The sequence below is a fragment of the Candidatus Nitrosotalea okcheonensis genome (genome assembly GCF_900177045.1).
Taxonomy (GTDB): Archaea; Thermoproteota; Nitrososphaeria; order Nitrososphaerales; family Nitrosopumilaceae; genus Nitrosotalea; species Nitrosotalea okcheonensis.
The window spans coordinates 1,699,568-1,713,732 of sequence record NZ_LT841358.1 but is presented as its reverse complement, the minus strand read 5'-3'; the positions used below and the strand labels follow the sequence as shown (position 1 = coordinate 1,713,732).

At 38.8% G+C, this 14,165-nt stretch carries 13 protein-coding genes and 1 tRNA gene; 4 read left to right on the top strand and 10 right to left on the bottom strand.

Annotation, left to right across the window (positions count from 1 at the left end; all coding sequences use genetic code 11):
• Window position 1: 1 nt before the first annotated feature.
• Window positions 2–850, top strand: a complete 849-nt coding sequence (locus tag BQ3481_RS10050) for a DNA-3-methyladenine glycosylase family protein (protein WP_157928139.1) — start codon at window positions 2–4, stop codon at window positions 848–850.
• Between the two features lie 35 nt (window positions 851–885).
• Window positions 886–960, top strand: a tRNA-Arg gene (locus BQ3481_RS10045).
• Window positions 961–1,094: 134 nt separating this feature from the next.
• Here the strand turns inward: BQ3481_RS10045 and BQ3481_RS10040 are convergent.
• The 4 genes from BQ3481_RS10040 to BQ3481_RS10025 all read right to left on the bottom strand — a co-directional run bounded on the left by BQ3481_RS10040 (window position 1,095) and on the right by BQ3481_RS10025 (window position 4,163).
• Window positions 1,095–2,018 (bottom strand): pentapeptide repeat-containing protein, encoded by a 924-nt coding sequence (locus tag BQ3481_RS10040; RefSeq protein ID WP_157928138.1) that lies wholly within the window; start codon window positions 2,016–2,018, stop codon window positions 1,095–1,097.
• Between the two features lie 85 nt (window positions 2,019–2,103).
• Window positions 2,104–2,955 (bottom strand): hypothetical protein, encoded by an 852-nt coding sequence (locus BQ3481_RS10035; protein WP_157928137.1) that lies wholly within the window; start codon window positions 2,953–2,955, stop codon window positions 2,104–2,106.
• Between the two features lie 493 nt (window positions 2,956–3,448).
• Window positions 3,449–3,628 carry a hypothetical protein gene (locus BQ3481_RS10030; protein ID WP_157928136.1) on the bottom strand — a complete coding sequence of 60 codons (180 nt, stop codon included), beginning with the start codon at window positions 3,626–3,628 and terminating at the stop codon, window positions 3,449–3,451.
• Window positions 3,629–3,935: 307 nt separating this feature from the next.
• The gene (locus BQ3481_RS10025) at window positions 3,936–4,163 is read right to left on the bottom strand and encodes a hypothetical protein (RefSeq protein ID WP_157928135.1); all 228 of its coding nucleotides are present in this window, start codon (window positions 4,161–4,163) and stop codon (window positions 3,936–3,938) included.
• 288 nt (window positions 4,164–4,451) lie between these two features.
• Here BQ3481_RS10025 and BQ3481_RS10020 point away from each other — a divergent pair, with 288 nt between their 5' ends.
• Complete coding sequence (locus tag BQ3481_RS10020; protein ID WP_157928134.1) at window positions 4,452–4,802, top strand: hypothetical protein; 351 nt, start codon at window positions 4,452–4,454, stop codon at window positions 4,800–4,802.
• Between the two features lie 12 nt (window positions 4,803–4,814).
• On the opposite strand, the gene BQ3481_RS10015 is transcribed toward BQ3481_RS10020, so the two are convergent.
• The 6 genes from BQ3481_RS10015 to BQ3481_RS09990 all read right to left on the bottom strand — a co-directional run bounded on the left by BQ3481_RS10015 (window position 4,815) and on the right by BQ3481_RS09990 (window position 13,413).
• The gene (locus BQ3481_RS10015) at window positions 4,815–5,294 is read right to left on the bottom strand and encodes a cupredoxin domain-containing protein (protein WP_157928133.1); all 480 of its coding nucleotides are present in this window, start codon (window positions 5,292–5,294) and stop codon (window positions 4,815–4,817) included.
• A 124-nt stretch (window positions 5,295–5,418) separates the two neighbouring features.
• Window positions 5,419–6,858 (bottom strand): cytochrome b, encoded by a 1,440-nt coding sequence (locus BQ3481_RS10010; RefSeq protein WP_157928132.1) that lies wholly within the window; start codon window positions 6,856–6,858, stop codon window positions 5,419–5,421.
• Complete coding sequence (locus BQ3481_RS10005) at window positions 6,836–7,444, bottom strand: twin-arginine translocation signal domain-containing protein (protein WP_157928131.1); 609 nt, start codon at window positions 7,442–7,444, stop codon at window positions 6,836–6,838. The genes BQ3481_RS10010 and BQ3481_RS10005 overlap by 23 nt, the downstream gene beginning before the upstream one ends.
• Before the next feature lie 39 nt (window positions 7,445–7,483).
• Window positions 7,484–11,644 (bottom strand): S8 family serine peptidase, encoded by a 4,161-nt coding sequence (locus BQ3481_RS10000; protein WP_197706539.1) that lies wholly within the window; start codon window positions 11,642–11,644, stop codon window positions 7,484–7,486.
• 89 nt (window positions 11,645–11,733) lie between these two features.
• The gene (locus BQ3481_RS09995; RefSeq protein ID WP_320410707.1) at window positions 11,734–12,711 is read right to left on the bottom strand and encodes a methyl-accepting chemotaxis protein; all 978 of its coding nucleotides are present in this window, start codon (window positions 12,709–12,711) and stop codon (window positions 11,734–11,736) included.
• An 81-nt stretch (window positions 12,712–12,792) separates the two neighbouring features.
• Window positions 12,793–13,413, bottom strand: a complete 621-nt coding sequence (locus BQ3481_RS09990; protein WP_157928129.1) for a histidine phosphatase family protein — start codon at window positions 13,411–13,413, stop codon at window positions 12,793–12,795.
• Between the two features lie 55 nt (window positions 13,414–13,468).
• Here BQ3481_RS09990 and npdG point away from each other — a divergent pair, with 55 nt between their 5' ends.
• Window positions 13,469–14,140: an NADPH-dependent F420 reductase gene (gene npdG, locus BQ3481_RS09985; RefSeq protein WP_157928128.1), complete on the top strand. Its 672-nt coding sequence runs from the start codon at window positions 13,469–13,471 to the stop codon at window positions 14,138–14,140.
• Window positions 14,141–14,165 lie beyond the last annotated feature (25 nt).

Here is a 14,165-nt window from a genome sequence, read left to right as displayed (position 1 = left end):
CATGCAGAAGATAGATGCGATAGACATTGAAGATACAATCAACAGTGGACAGGTCTTTCTGTGGAATAAGATCGGTGAACAGTGGGTAGGAGTAGACGGCCAAGACATACTAGTGCTAAAACAGTCTCCTTCTAGTGCAAGATCATCGTCTGGTGAAACAGATAATTTTCTAAGAACAGACGACGATTTAGATACAATATTGTCAAGCATTTCAAAAGATAGAATTGTAAAAAGTGCGGTAAAACAGTCCCCAGGTTTAAGACTTGTAAGACAAGATCCATTCCAATGCTACATATCGTTTATTTGCTCATCAAATTCGTCCATACAAAACATCAAATTAATGCTAGAAAACTTGTGCAAAAAATTTGGTGCCAAACAAGAGTTTGAGGGGCATACACTGCATACATTCCCAAAAGCAGACATCCTAGCAGGTGCAACCATGAAGGACCTCATTGGTTGCAAACTTGGATTTAGGGCAAAGTATGTCAAGGCAGCAGCTCAGGCAGTAAATTCCGGCAAGATCGATTTTGAGTGGCTAAAAAAAACAGATTACCACACTGCTTTAGAATCATTAAAAAAAATTCTCGGGATAGGAAACAAGGTGGCAGATTGTATTGCATTGTTTTCACTGGATAAGATGGAAGCATTTCCAATCGACAGATGGACACAAAGAATTTTGTTAAAGTATTACAAGAAATTTTTTGATGACATGACAGAAAAACCTGTGACTGGAAAAAGATATGAAAAAATTCATGAAGAGATTGTAAAACATTTTGGTCCGTATGCAGGATATTCACAACAGTTTCTCTTCAAGATGGAAAGAGATCTTAACAAAAAAAATTGGTTGTAAAAACCCTTAATATGGTTACCAATTGCCGGGTATTTGGGCCTGTAGCTCAGCTTGGATAGAGTGCTGGACTTCTAATCCAGTGGTCAAGGGATCGAAGCCCTTCGGGCCCGTGGAATTTTATTTAGAAAAAATATATGTCGATTTTTCAAGATGGTACCTTCCGCACAGTAATGAAGATTCCCATCTTTTAGCAGGGAGTATGATATGTGTTATATCTATCGTAGTAAGTTCTGACATGATAAAACTAGGGCTTGAGGCAGACAGGATTATTAAAGCAGAAAAATATAGAGTATGTAATTTTAGCATTTGATAGATCTGCATTTTGTAGATTCGCATCTAGGAAATCAGTATTAGAGAGTATAGCATTACTAAGAATTGAATTAGTTAGATCACTCTTCTCAAATTTTGCGCCGTTTAATTCTGCATAGTTAAAATTGGAATCAACCAGGGTTGATCCAGTAAAATCTGCTCCATTGCTTTTTGAATATGACAAGTTAGCGGCAGTAAGATCAGCATACGATAAATTTGATCCAGTCAGATTTGCATTAAAAAAGTTGATGCCTCCAAGAATAGATTTAGAAAAATCCACATTTCCGGCATTTGCATTAAAAAAATTAGTATTGTATAATTTGGCTCCATGTAAATTAGATCCGGTAAGAATTACATAGCTTAGATTTGCACTGGAAAGATCTGCTCCGTTCAAGTTATCACCTTTCATGTAGGCATATGAAAGATCGGTAAACGGCATAGAAATGTTTGAAAGATTCAGATTCTCCAGATTTGCTCCCGCTAATGATGATTGATATAAGTTTGCCCCTGCAAGTTTTGCATGCATTAGGTTTACTCCATACAGTTTTGCGTAAGCGAGATTTGCTCCAGAGAGATTTGCCCCACTTAGATTTGCCCCAGAGAGATTAACTCCTTTAAGACTTGCACCCGCTAAATTAGCATTGGAAAGATCAGTATAGGACAGATCTGAGTCGTCTAATTTTGCACCAGATAGGTTTTTTCCTGTAAGGGAACAATCATGCCAATTGATTCTTGGTTGTGGCGATATGTAACAGTTCGTAGGCTGGGTATTTGTAGCATCAGCAGACCCTAGGTGAGCAGGAATAAAGTTAGCTAGAATGATTAAAATCAGAATTTCTGTAATGTGCATTGATTTCATTATCACATATTCAACACTGTTTTTTTTATTTTAATAACAGAGGAAAAAATTAGTTAATCCATTACTGAAATTACTTATTTCCATCCTAGTGATCTCTGTGTCCTTTCTGATTATCTGATTTCTGTTGTTGTTCCTGTTGTTGTTCCTGTTTCTGGTTCTGGTTCTGTTGCTGTTTCTGGTTCTGCTGTTCTTGCTGGTTCTGCTGTTCTTGTTGTTTCTGCTGTTCTTGTTGTTTCTGCTGTTCTTGTTGTTTCTGCTGTTCTTGCTGGTTCTGCTGTTCTTGTTGTTTCTGCTGTTCTTGTTGTTTCTGCTGTTCTTGCTGGTTCTGCTGTTCTTGTTGTTTCTGCTGTTCTTGTTGTTTCTGCTGTTCTTGCTGGTTCTGTTGTTCTTGCTGGTTCTGTTGTTCTTGTTGTTTCTGCTGTTCTTGTTGTTTCTGCTGTTCTTGCTGGTTCTGTTGTTCTTGTTGTTTCTGCTGTTCTTGTTGTTTCTGCTGTTCTTGTTGTTTCTGCTGTTCTTGTTGTTTCTGTTGTTCTTGTTGTTTCTGCTGTTCTTGCTGGTTCTGCTGTTCTTGCTGGTTCTGCTGTTCTTGCTGGTTCTGCTGTTCAACAGCAGCAGATTCAACAGGGGCAACAATATGGGCAACAACAGGGGCAACAACAGGGGCAACAACAGGGGCAGATTCAACAGGAGCAACAACAGGAGCAACAACAGGAGCAACAGAACCAGCAATCTGCTTCAGCTGAATCTGCTGCTGAATCTGCTGCTGAATCTGCTGCTGAATCTGCTGCTGCTGAATCTGCTGCTGCTTCTGTTCTTCACGCTGTGGTTGGCTCTGTGGTTCCACCTGGGCTTCTGCATTAGAGAATGTAAGTTCAAAACCTATTGACAGAACTACCATTACAAATAATATTGACATTACCATTAGTCTTTTTACCATAAGTATCAATATCCGCAAACAAAGATAATCAGCGCGGAAAGAACTAGTCAAATATGGTTCCATTTTGGATCTTTGTCCTAAAAAATTAAGAAAAAGGAGTTTTGTAACTAGGAAGAGAACCTCTTAACAAATCCCCAATAAATTAATAAAAATCAAAAAATTTGAGGGGGTGCATTAGAACTGATCTGGCAAGAACCTTCGGACCCGTTCCAATTCTGAACTTAACAGAGGACTCGCCAGACTTTTTGTGAGTCATGGCAGTGTTAAACGACTAACTTGTATCAGGCTCTTTTGAAAATCTGGTTTGCACAAGTTGATCCGCAGGTAGATATGTATGATCTAACCAGATCACCACCTTCTTGACGTGTCTGTTTCTTGTGACCGGTCTTTCCTGCACAAAGGTCTCGTCAAAAACCGACTTGTCTAGGAGAACCCCATCTTCCAGAACTAGATTAAATCGGCTTTTTTCCGTTGTATCTTTCCGCTTAGATTTTTACAGTGAATTGATTTTTTCTAACAACTCTTTTACGTCTTTTTCATCAAGTATGTTAAAGACATCAAATTCGTTTTTCCATTGTTTTTTGTCAATATCCTGGAACTTGTCCACCATGACGTATGTTGTGCATCCACTTAATCGTGCAGTAGCAAGATGCCATGCCCTTTCGTAATCCAAGTCCCTGTCAAGAATGTAACCGATACATACATCTTGGATCTCTTTTGTGGGATATACTTTGGCAAGATGTGTTTTTAGATCGCTTTCCAGTCTGCTAAATTCGAATAGAAAGTCGTTTCTGGATTGTAGTTTTATGTCCCCCTTTACGTAAAGCTCGTTGATACCACCAATGTATTGACTGATTGACCATATGGATGTTACAACTTCTATCTTTCCCTGTTAGCTCTTTCAAAAATTTTTCTTGGAAGTATGCTTACATCGCTTTTATCAAAAGCAAAAAAGAAGACCGGAGGTTCAACGTATATTTTCATCTTGTTCTTGATTTGTAAAATGCGTTTATTACAGAATCAAGTTTTGGATGCTCTTTTAGATATTCTTTCGAGTCGCGGGATTTGCTGAAATCGATCCCAGTCATTTTGGATATGATGTCTAGATCCAGCCTGAATGCCATGCCTTTTTTGTAGTGTTCCCTAGATTTGGCCAGTTTTTGCATGTACTGGCCTATGATCATCTCGTGGTTTTCGTCATATGGCATATTTTTACTCGATGTAGAGTTTATCCTGCTTCCCGTTAATTAAATTTGTGTCATTTTGATGATATGACCAGTTAAAAAATCTCATTTTACAAAGATATTCTAATTGTTTATTTTCCATGTTTGATTTTCTATTGTGTCTTTCCGTGGATAATTTCTCAGGTTTTCAAGATCTTGTGGATTAGTATACCATGATGCAAACATTTGGGTCCACTTTCTAGATAATTCAAGAGAAACAATTACACATAGGTTCCAATAATTTAATTATCTTCATCTAAAAATCAATGCAATATGAAAGACATTGAGATAAAGATAGAGAATTTGACATTCAGACGTAGCGAGATAATCAAGGGAAAGATCCAAGTGAACTACTCTGGAAGATATGACGGAGTGGTAGTAAATGCCCAGATTTTAGGTTCCAACCAACTCATAATATACAGATCATACAACAACAAATCCATATCACAAAATCTCTCAAGATTGTTTATCAACAAAAATGACATGCCACAAGATTTAGTCGAGTTTACAGCTTCAATAGAATTTGAGACAAAAGAAGTTCATGAGATCAAATTTAGGGCATCCATAATCCAAGAACACAAAGAGATTGAAAGCGATGTTGTTTTTGGAAGATTAATGCCCTGATGTTACTTTTTACTAGGATGTTAGGGCACCGTGCACTACGTCGATTTCACCAGTCATCCAAGGATGAGGATCACAATGATACTTTATTGTAGCTTCCTGTGTAAATAGAAATTGATATGTTTTCCCTGGTTTAATTATCCCAGGAGAGCCAAATTTGCCGCTATAGCTATCAGTGAACAAGCTATTTTGATCAGGTGTGACGGTGTGACCAGTATCAGGACTGGTATTTTTCCAAATGACTAAATTATTTACGCCAAGTTGGGCTTCAATTTTTTTTGGTACAAAGTTTTGTTCCTGTGCCTGGTTTTCTGCACCGGGTACGATGATTATGGTAGTTTTATCGCCTGGGTGGAGAATTTTATCAGGAATTATTGGTTTTGCATTAAACTCTGGAATAAAATAAAGCTGGTAATAAGAAACTCCAATAGCAGCACCTACAATTACTGCAATCAATCCTATTCCATACGCATGACTAGAGGATGGAAGACTCAACTATTTGCCAATCTTGTTTGTAGTCTTATAAAGCTATACAAAAATAATTTTGTGATAATAAACGCTAGATGTGGTTTTGTAGGTACATAAAATATAAAAATTAAAACCTGAATTTATTTAAAATCTAAGAGGGCAGACTTGCAGGTGATTCTTTACTGTCAAGCGGTTTTGGAGATTCAGGTTCTGCCTGCGGCGGGACAGGAATCTTCTTTGCCTCGTTGAGTCCATGTCTGTACAGATGGAATAGTCCTGCAAACACCATAAGAATAAGTCCAGTTAGGAATAGTGCAAAGTTCTTCATTCCGCTCAGGGCTGCATTGTATGCTGCAATGTTAAGATACACTTGGAATGCCAAAAGTCCTATAATTAGCCAATTAATCCATTTTCCAGACAGGTTAATTGGTGATGATTTGTGAGGACCTTTGGAAGCTGCTAACTTTGCCTTTCTTTCTGATTCTTTTGCAAGCAATATCATCATATATGAAAACCCAAATCCTATTGGAACCAATAACAACATTATCGAGTAGAAGAATATCGGATCAATTACAAGTCGTGCAACTAGCGGTTTTGTAATATCTGGCGTAATGTAAAAGCCCCAATATGTTGTCACCATGACCTGTGTGATACCAGTTATGCCAAATGCAGTTACTAGCGGCCTATCTTTCCACGAGAATTTTTTGTACCTATCTATGAATGGTGTCATAGCTATCGCTACAATAAATATTCCAGGCCATAGCACACCTGTCACAAATTTGTCATATTGCGTTCTCAAGAATGCATAGATTCCAGTAAGATACCACTCCGGCACCGTAATTCCGGGCGGTACCGTAGGTTCAAACTTGGAACCAAGATCTACTGGGAATACTCCACCTGTGATAAATATAGCACCAGAAATTGCCATTACCATAGGAACATCAAAGACCAAGAATCTTGGCATGTGAACTGCCATGAGTCCCAGCATTACTATTGGTAGGAGAAACACGTGCATGGTGTAAAACCTGAGGATAAAGTCGGCAAAGCCAGAACCAAACATTGCATCACGAATTGTTGGTCCAACTACAGGCATGGAATTGGTAAGAGACGCAGCTATACTGATTGCAAGTTCGGCACGTTCGCTAAATATGATATCATAACCAGTAAATGCCTCCAAGATAGTTACAGTACCAAGTACCACACCCGTAACCCAAATTATTTCATTTCTTATCTTGTACCTTCCACTAAAGTATTGATAATACATGTGAAGTACTGCAAGAAGAACCATTGCGTTTGATGCATGATAGTGAATATTTCGTATCATAAATCCATAGGGAACCGTATCATTAATTTTTTGAACACTGTCCCACGCCCTGTCTAATATTGGCTGATAGTAAAACATCAGCAACGCACCAGAAATTCCTAGAATTATAAATATTACAAATGTAAGCATTCCCAAGAATCCAAAGGGGCTTACAAATCTTGCAGGGAATGAGAACTTGGTTCCAATGAAAACGGTTCGTTCCAGTCCGTCCCATATCCAGTAGAAGAAATCTACTAGACCGTTTCTACGTTTTAAGGAAACGACCATATCCTACAACTCCATTTTCATTTACATTCCATACAGCTGGTTTAATCCATAAATTTCCATCATTATCAGTTTCAAAATAAAGTGTTGCCAACACATTTGATGGTGCAGCTTGAAGCGAAGCAGGTCCTGCAAATGCCTTTCCATTTAATGGATTGTACATACTTCCATGACATGGACATTCACCTCTTTTTCTACCTTCTTGTGGCCAGTATTTCCACAGACACCACAGGTGCAAGCAAACCATACTATAAGCACGAAAAGCGCTAACATCGTCTTTTCCTCCACCAAGTTCCTCTGGCAACCTGATAAACTGCCATTTTTTGAATGCCTCTTGATCAAGTACGGTATCCCCTGTTTTTGGATAAGTGATAACCTCGGAATGATTCTTTGGAAAAGTCTTGACGTTTGCCTGGGTTCCATCAGGCAGAATAACCTGTGCCCTCTCAAGAGAGGCATTTGACGGATTGGGCATGAATTTGCCCCATGGAACAAACGGTGTAAATGTTAAAGCAACTCCAGCAGCACCAAGTAACTTGAGAAAATCACGTCGAGATAGGGCATCTTTGGCAGAATCTTGCTCAGACATCCAAAGCTCCGTTCTTGAAAATTTGCATATAAACCTTGTCTAGCCTCTTTTTGAAATTCTTAATCTTTTCAAAGTAAAAACAGTTATTGCCGATGCAATTCCAATCCCAACCAAGATCTCAACTAGAGTTGCAGAATCTTGATCGCCTTTGACCTGACTGGATGCAATATTAGGACCAGAATTATCCACAGCAAGTACAATATTTGCAGTCCCTACATTTCCTGCCCTATCTTTTGCAGTTGCGTTTATTGTATAATTTCCATTAGCAAGGTCTGTTGTATCAAATTGTATATTTTTGACATCATGAAAAGTCTGCTTGGGAGTTTGTACAGTCAACCAGTCTTTTTGTGCCAGGTTTAACTCATTTACATCTAGATCAATGTTAACCACTCCAGAAACTTTAGAGTTGTTCTGTGGTGATTGTACTATAATCTGTGGCGCAGTGTTGTCCATTATGAATTTGAATTCCTTTGAGACGTAGTGCCCTACGGTATCAGTTATGACAAATTTAATGTCATGCTCTCCCTCAGAAAGATTTCGTACATCTTCTGCCAGTCTAGTTTGATTGATTATTTTTGGTCTTTCATTATCAAGATAGTATTGCTCGTCTTCAATTTCTTGCCCAATTATTTTTGGAGCTATTGTATAGTTATTGTTAATAAAAAGCGGAATGTCTACGATCATTTTAGGTTGAGACTCTATCGGCAATATTGTAGAGAATTTTGCAGCAATCGTTATGGGTTCTGCAATTGATCTTCCTCCAAACAGTGGAGCATGTATCAATACAGAATATACACCGGTCTGGTTTATTGATGCGTATAATACAGTAGATGTGGCATCCTTGTTCTTTATAGGATAAAATCCACCTCCTTCACTAAATGGAATACTTGGACCAAGCCAGTCTCCGGTAGGCCATCCTTGAAACTGTCCAAGTACACCAGGCGGAGTATTTGTTTGGATAATTTTTCCTTGCGGATCTACTACAAAGACAGACAGGTTTGTGTTAGGATCTTCCCAAGAAAGAGTCATGGCAACCGAGTTTATTGTCTTGTCGGTGACATCAAAATAATATTGGCGCCAGTCCCCTGCATTATACCTGTTTGCCATGTCAAATCCTCCTCCAATGTAACCATTCCCGTACAATGTATTGCCTTGCCGTCCGTGTATCACAGTGGGCAGATCTTTTGGTTGGAGTTTTTTCATTACAGCATACGAAACTGGAACATTTACAGTGTGCGATTTTCCCTCAAATGTAAGAAAGGCTTGATACAATCCAGGAGCTTGGTCTTGGGGAACAATCAGAGTAGCTATTACCTTGGCAGATTCATGAGGTTTGACTTGAATATTTTTTGAATTTAACCAAATCTCATTCCAGGATACTTTTTTGTAATAACTTGCAGTCAGTGTATAGTCTGTTGATGTAGAGTTTTTCTTTGTATCACCTGTCCAGTATGAATATCTTGTAGGTACAGGATATACTCCTACTAGAGGAACATGTTTTATTTTCGTAGCAGGATCGGAGACTCTAAGTTCTTGGACAGTCCCCCACACACCACCCCTGTTAATCAGGGAGAGATCTTGGGATACTGGAACAGAGGCGTTATTTTTCTTGTCCCAATCATATAGATATAGAGACGAGATTTTCATGTCATCGGCATATGTTTTTGCAGACGAGTTCATGAACTGTGAAAATGGAAATGCGAGATTGAGAACCAGTAGAGAAGCGTCGTCAGGGACTGGATTTATATTTTCAAAGAATGATGCCAGTCCAGCATGGTTTTTTATTTCTTGCAATGGAACATAATCTGGCCTATAGGTTCCGGATTTGTTCATCAATGGATCCTGTAACTGCACCTGGGTAGTTCCGTTATAGGTGTCAGTTTTTATCAATCCAAGTTTTTGTGGTTCGATATTGATTTCCAATGTATCATTAGTTGGATTTACTATTGTAAAAGTAGCCGATGTCCTGTCCCCAGGATACAGCCTACCTCCAAACCAGGATGTCTCTGGCAAGAAAGAATTGGTAAATTTTATTGTCGACAAATCGACTGAAGATGAGTTTGTTGTTTCTAAAGCAGCATCTAGAATTTTCTTGGTATTACGATATGATGCATCATTGTAGACTTCAAATACACCGCCATTTCCCAATACAAAATCAATTGCCCTTGTTACATTTATCAATCCAGCGCCTTGAGAAAACGGATCATTTCCCAGATCAGTTGCAGTTGACATGAGAATATTTTTTATGGTAAAAGAGTCGTATGGAATATTTTTATCTTTTAGACTTTCCATAAGAACTGCTGCAGAACCTGCTACCAGAGGTGCAGCCAAGCTGGTTCCTCCAAACAGACCATACTGGTGTGTATTGTTACCAGTTTGCAGAGATGTAGGAACGTAGCTATATTCCCCTACTGCCATAAGATCAGGTTTAGGGTCTCCAATCAAAGATGGACCCTTGCTGGAAAATCCCGACACCTCTCCATAATGAGACGTACTGTTACCAAATCGTGGTTGATTCTTAAATGGACCATAACCCACAAAGACATTATCAGTGACTGCCCCCACTGTAATCCCAAACGGTGCAGCATCAGGAATTCCTATGGTTCCATAACCAGGCCCTGCATTTCCAGAACTGCTAACTACCAAGACTCCAGGATAGTTCACATCAAGAGAGTGAGGAACGCAGAGTGCACCAAGCAAAAGCGATTGGATATCAAGTCCTGGAACTGATTTTAGGGCAGGAAAAGTCGATATTCCCCAACTGTTTGATATGATATCAACTCTGGTATTTCCGCTGTATTTCCATTGATTTTTTTCTTGATCAAACCCGGCAGCCCAGAGCCAGCCATAAATTGCATCTCCTAACCAAAGAGCTTTGATAGGAACAATTTTTGCACCGGGAGCAATGCCCTTTATGTGATATTTTGTAGAGTTGGTGTAGATGCCATAACTTTGTTTTCCAGTAGATGTTATGGAGCTGGCAGTCTCTGTTCCATGACCACCAAAATCATACATCACTCCAAAAAAATTTCCATGTGGGTCAAGAGGGGGAAGAAGTGTGCCATTCATTGCACCCAGTTTTTGGTCAACACGGGATGGTTTTGCAATTACGCCATATACATCAAGTACGCGTGCGCCAACTGTTCCCGCACCATAATCGGCATTTCCATCATGATTTGAATCATAGATTAGATTTTCATTGCCTCCTCCGAGTGTGATTGGGGTTTCATCAGTGAAATCAAAATCATATTTAGGAATGATAAAACTGTTAAATTTTTTATAATCTTTCCAAGAATCTGACATGTCTGCAATTATGGTATCGTATAAACCTGCAATGTTTGAATCAACTACAAGAACTGGAACTATTTGCAGCCTGTAATATTGGCCTTGGGAGACGCTTTCATATATCATACCAAAGTGATACACGCCACTTTTGGAGATGATAAAGTGTCGGGAATCCTTTCCTATTTTATAGTCACTTGATACTGTTCCGTTTAGGACTGGATTGCCGCCTTTGGGGTATAATGAATTATAAACTTGAACATATGTTCCCTTGCCCTTTTTGTGCAGATCAAGAAATACTCCTTTTGAAGTTACATAGACAGAAGATGTGACATTTTTTGGAAGTGCATTTGTATAATTTTGTACTACTCCCTTACTGTTGATATTTGCAACAAACGTAGTATTGGTCAGTACTATACCCTGTCCATCAGCGTCGATCATCACTGGAACATTATTTTTATCACGGGCTACAGAATCTTTTACATCTGGATTTGTAAAGTCTGTTCCCGTATCCACTATCCCTATCTTGATACCATTTCCTGTATATCCATACTTTTGAGTTACTTTGTTAGAACCAAGAATATCATCAACTGTCGAGACTTGGGTTACCGGCAGATCAGGTTTTATGGAATCAAACTCTAATGGCAAGTCCTCAACCACGTCATATCCATTTAATTTTAAATTTGAGACTTCATCCTGATTGAAAAAACCCATAGCAACCGAACCGTGATTTGAATCCATTCCATAGACAACATTGCCAGCCCGTGATACTATATCAGATACAGAACCAGAACCAAATACAATGTATCTTTTAATGACATCTTGATATGAAGATGGTTGAAAATTTATGAGACCTGACACTTGATCTGTTTTTATGTTTAGATTATTTTTTGGAAGATCCATATCATATGATCCCATTGCTGTTCTAGGGAAAAGCGAAAATAACAGGATAAAGATTAAAAAAAATCCTATTGTTAGCGCGGTGTTTTTTTTCTTAACCATAGGAACTATCGTCGCCTAGCAAGAATTGTTATTTGTAGTGCGATGATTATTGCTATCAGAGCTACGACAGGAAGGAATAATGAATTTAATTGTGTAGATGCCTGGTCAATGTTTGTAACGGAATCAGACATTTTGGTTACACTCTTGTTTAGATTCTCATTTGCTTGAGATATAGATTGTTGGCTGCTATTTAGTACCGTTCCAAACCCTTGGATTTCGGACTTTAGTCTATCAAGTTCTTTAGAGGTAGAACCCAAGACAGAATTGAGTTTCAATATCTGGTTAGATATTCCTGCTATGTCTTGCTTAAGGACTAGAGTGGCAACAGATCCATTGGCAATAGTACCCTTGCTAGTAGCGGTTATATGAAAAATATAGGTACCCTCTTGAGTCGGTGTAAAATCCACATAAAAGAGTCCCTGGTGAAGTGTTTTCAGAGAATCGGAAAGATCAACCACACTTCCATCGGGCATGTGAACATGTGACGATCTGAGTACAACAGACGGATTTCCAGCAACAAGCAAGCCATCACTTGTTACCTGGATAAAGACTCGGAATGTTTGATTAATAGCTGCATTTTGTGGAGCAAATACAGACACCAGGACAATTGGTTGCTGGGGAACTTGTGTCAATGATGAATTTGCCAAGAACTTTACATTAATTGTCTGTGATGTTCCTTGCTCTTTTGTGGCAATTGCTTCTACAGAATATGTTCCATACGAATAGGTAGATGTGGCATTAGGCCATCGTATGAGTATATGGCTAAAAGCACCAGTATTATCAGCAGAGATCTGGTTGAATTGTGCAATGGTACCATCTGGTGCAAATAGTCTGATTATCAGCGGTTCGTTTGGCAGAGCTTGTCCATATACAAGGAGAGGCTGGCCCTCCGAGTAAACATTTCTGTCGGTAGACAACTGTAAGGCAAAAGCGTTGGTCAAGAAACTGCTTGCAATTACGAGAATTAACAATCCAAGCATCACTAGTTTCAATAAGTATGATTTCGTCAACCCATAGATATTGGTTCTGCTAATTCATGCGCAGATTAGCATATGATGAAAAGACTATTCATTAGAATACCGTTCAGGATTCATAGAGTTTATTGCAACCATGGAAAAACTTGATTGTTCGTTTTTCAATATTGTAAGAGAAGCATTTCGTATTATCATCTCGTATAGTAATTCAGGTTTTGGTTGTAAAATAGTAGAGATCATTGATTTGATGGGATCCATGTGAGTAACAAGTAAAACGGTTTGCCCGACATGTTTTTTCAAGCAATGATCAACCATGTCCAAGACCCTTTTTTTCACATTTGTAAATGTCTCGATGCCGTTTGTCTCAACTACCGGATGACCTTGGTAGAATTTCAAGAAGACATTTCCATGTTTTTTTAACATTTCATCATAATGCATTCCTGAAAACGATCCCATGTCTATCTCAGTCAGCCGCTCATCAACTGTACATGTCAACCCTATACTGTCGGCAACTATTTTGGCGGTATGCTCTGCCCTCTCTATAGGGCTAGAATATATTTTAGATATGTTAAAAGGCTTGAGAAAAATTCCTATTTGCTCGGCCTGTTGAATTCCCAATTCTGTCAGTGGAAATCCCTTGGTGCGTCCAGCTAAAATTCGTTCAACGTTATTTTTGGCCTGACCGTGTCTTAGAAAAAGAAATAGTGGCAATAACGATCACAGTTATTGAATAAAGATAATAATAACATTGCCTGTGTTTGATTTCATGAAGATTGGAATAATTGGTGGAACAGGTGGAATGGGAAAAGGATTTGCTTTACGATGGTGTGAAAACCATGACATCATCATTGGATCAAGAGAATCTTCCAAGGCAGAGGAAGCTGCAAGGGAATATTTTGGACTGGCGCAAAAAGAACATGGTACATTCAAAGGAAAAATCACCGGAAAAGACAACACGTCTGTTGCAAAAGAAAGCGATGTTTTGGTTTTGTCAATTCCATATGAAAACATTGATGCGATATGTTCTCAGGTATTACCTAATGTGAAAGATGATTGTACAGTCATATCCCCCATAGTGCCACTGACCAGGACTGATCTTGGTTTTGAGTTCATTTCGTTCAAGGACAGGAAACCATCTGCGTTTGAGTTGGTCCATAAATACATGAAGAATAAATCCAGGCTGGTTTCTGCATTTCATACAATATCAGAGAAAAAGCTAATTGATCCAAAACTTGTACTTGATTCTGACATATTTGTGTGCGGAGATGCCGAAGACTCGATAAACCTAGTGTGCAAGCTAGTAACTGAGATAAAAAATCTCAGACCAATACTGTTGGGGCCTGGTTCCTTGTCATATCTTGCAGAAGTGACAACGCCAATTCTTCTCAACGCAATGATAAAAAACAAGATGAAGAACCCCGGCATAAAGATAATCTAGATATCATCATCATACCAGTAATCAA

Excerpts from the sequence above, each read along its gene's own strand:
- BQ3481_RS10050 (WP_157928139.1), top strand. The coding sequence starts at position 2 with ATGCAGAAGATAGATGCGATAGACATTGAAGATACAATCAACAGTGGA.
- BQ3481_RS10040 (WP_157928138.1), bottom strand. The coding sequence starts at position 2,018 with ATGAAATCAATGCACATTACAGAAATTCTGATTTTAATCATTCTAGCT.
- BQ3481_RS10035 (WP_157928137.1), bottom strand. The coding sequence starts at position 2,955 with ATGGTAAAAAGACTAATGGTAATGTCAATATTATTTGTAATGGTAGTT.
- BQ3481_RS10025 (WP_157928135.1), bottom strand. The coding sequence starts at position 4,163 with ATGCCATATGACGAAAACCACGAGATGATCATAGGCCAGTACATGCAA.
- BQ3481_RS10020 (WP_157928134.1), top strand. The coding sequence starts at position 4,452 with ATGAAAGACATTGAGATAAAGATAGAGAATTTGACATTCAGACGTAGC.
- BQ3481_RS10010 (WP_157928132.1), bottom strand. The coding sequence starts at position 6,858 with ATGGTCGTTTCCTTAAAACGTAGAAACGGTCTAGTAGATTTCTTCTAC.
- BQ3481_RS10005 (WP_157928131.1), bottom strand. The coding sequence starts at position 7,444 with ATGTCTGAGCAAGATTCTGCCAAAGATGCCCTATCTCGACGTGATTTT.
- BQ3481_RS10000 (WP_197706539.1), bottom strand. The coding sequence starts at position 11,644 with ATGGGATCATATGATATGGATCTTCCAAAAAATAATCTAAACATAAAA.
- npdG (WP_157928128.1), top strand. The coding sequence starts at position 13,469 with ATGAAGATTGGAATAATTGGTGGAACAGGTGGAATGGGAAAAGGATTT.